Annotated in this window: 2 protein-coding genes and 1 pseudogene; all 3 read right to left on the minus strand. The window is 70.7% G+C overall.

The features are described 5' to 3' along the window. Positions 1 to 246, minus strand: a 246-nt coding sequence (locus tag ACZYSP_RS35240; RefSeq protein ID WP_489019180.1) for a class I SAM-dependent methyltransferase, incomplete at its 3' end; no start/stop codon positions are given. Positions 247 to 255: 9 nt separating this feature from the next. Then, a complete protein-coding gene (locus ACZYSP_RS35245; RefSeq protein ID WP_489019182.1) occupies positions 256 to 1,014 on the minus strand; it encodes a PIG-L deacetylase family protein in 759 nt (252 codons plus the stop codon). After that, positions 1,002 to 1,504 (minus strand): annotated as a pseudogene (locus ACZYSP_RS35250) (acyl-CoA dehydrogenase); the annotation flags it as partial. The pseudogene ACZYSP_RS35250 and the gene ACZYSP_RS35245, both read right to left, overlap by 13 nt.

Consider the following 1,504-nt stretch of genomic DNA (forward strand, 5'->3'; position numbering starts at 1 on the left):
CTTGCGCGCAATGTCCACGGCATGCGCCGAGAAGTCACTTGCCAGCAGATGGTCGCAGCGTTGTGAAAGGGCGAGCGTGAGTTCGCCGATGCCGCAGCCGGGCTCGTAGCCGCTTCGGTAGCGCTCCTGCGGCAAGGCGGCCAGCAGCAGCGCCCGCTTGCGAGCCTCGTACCAGCGGTGGCGCAGCGCGTAGGGGTCTTCGCTGGCCGCGTAGAGCGATTCGAAATAGGGCCGCTGGTCGTTCATTGCCGCTGCTCAAAGGAAGACCACCTCGAAGGGGCGCGCCGCGCGCTGGACGGTGGTGGCGCGAAGCACCGGGCCCGAGCCAGTGGACGCATCGCGCCGCAACTGGCTGGTGAACGCTTTGACTGCCATGCGCTTGCGCCGTACGGCCTCTTCGCTCAGCGGGAGCCTGAAGGCGCGTTGCCAGGGCATGCGCCTATCGCCGGGACGGGACCAGTGCCAGCCCCAGACGGGCACTTCCACCAGCCTGACGCCCGTGCTCGCGGCCGCCAGCGCGCAGGCCTCGCCAGTCGCTTCGTGGTCGGGATGGCCGTCCTGGCGCCATGTGGTGAACACCACGTCACCGGGCCGGAGAAGAGACACGAGCTCGGCCGCGAGCAAGGCGCGCAGCCCCTTCAGGCCGCCGTCGGGCAGGCCTAGCCGTGCGGGCTCGATGGCCAGGCCCAGGCAGTGCAGTGCCTTTCGGCTCTCCCGTGGCCGGGTACGCGCGAGCCGTTCGACGGGCCATTCGGTCGAGCCGCGGTGACTGGCAGTGCCGTCGGTGACGGCGATCACTTCAACGGGCCTGCCGCAGTCGGCCAGCAACGCGAGCAGGCCACCGACCGAGAGCACCTCGTCGTCGGGGTGGGGCGCGACGACCACGGCGCGTGCGCTTTGCGGAACCAGCTCTTGCGGCGCGATCACGGGCAGACGCGCAAGGCCGGGCCAGCGACTCCACTCGATCTCGGTGGTGCCCTCGCCCCGGATGGCGCGGCGTGCTACAGCGTCCATGACGAAGGCTCCTCTTTCTCGTTCGCGGCGAGCTGGCCGAGCGCCGCAAGATCGCGCTCGGCGTGGCTCTGGCGAAGGAACACGGGCAGATCCGCCATCGCGTGGGCGAAGTGCGGGTCGCGGCACAGCGGGCCGGCGCCGACTGCGCGTCCAGCGTGGTGCATGACGACGTTGGCGGCCTGCTCGACAGTGAGGCGTGCGCGCAAGGCGATGCGCTGTGCGTTGTCTTCGGGGTGCCGGTCGATCCAGGCTGCGGCTTCTCGCAGTTGCGCCGCGGCGGCGTTCAAGGCCACTTCGATGGCGCCAATGTGCGCGAGGCGATGAGCGTCCGGCGCCGGTCCCGCGCGCTGATGAACCACGCGCGCAATGCCGAACGCGCCCCCGAACCAACATGCCGCGATGCCGGCGCCACCCTGCCAGAAGCCGGCGCGGTTGACGTAGTCGCCGGGCCGCCCGATCTGCGTGGCCACCGCGCGGTCGAAGCGCACAT

Source organism: Variovorax sp. F042, assembly GCF_057814215.1.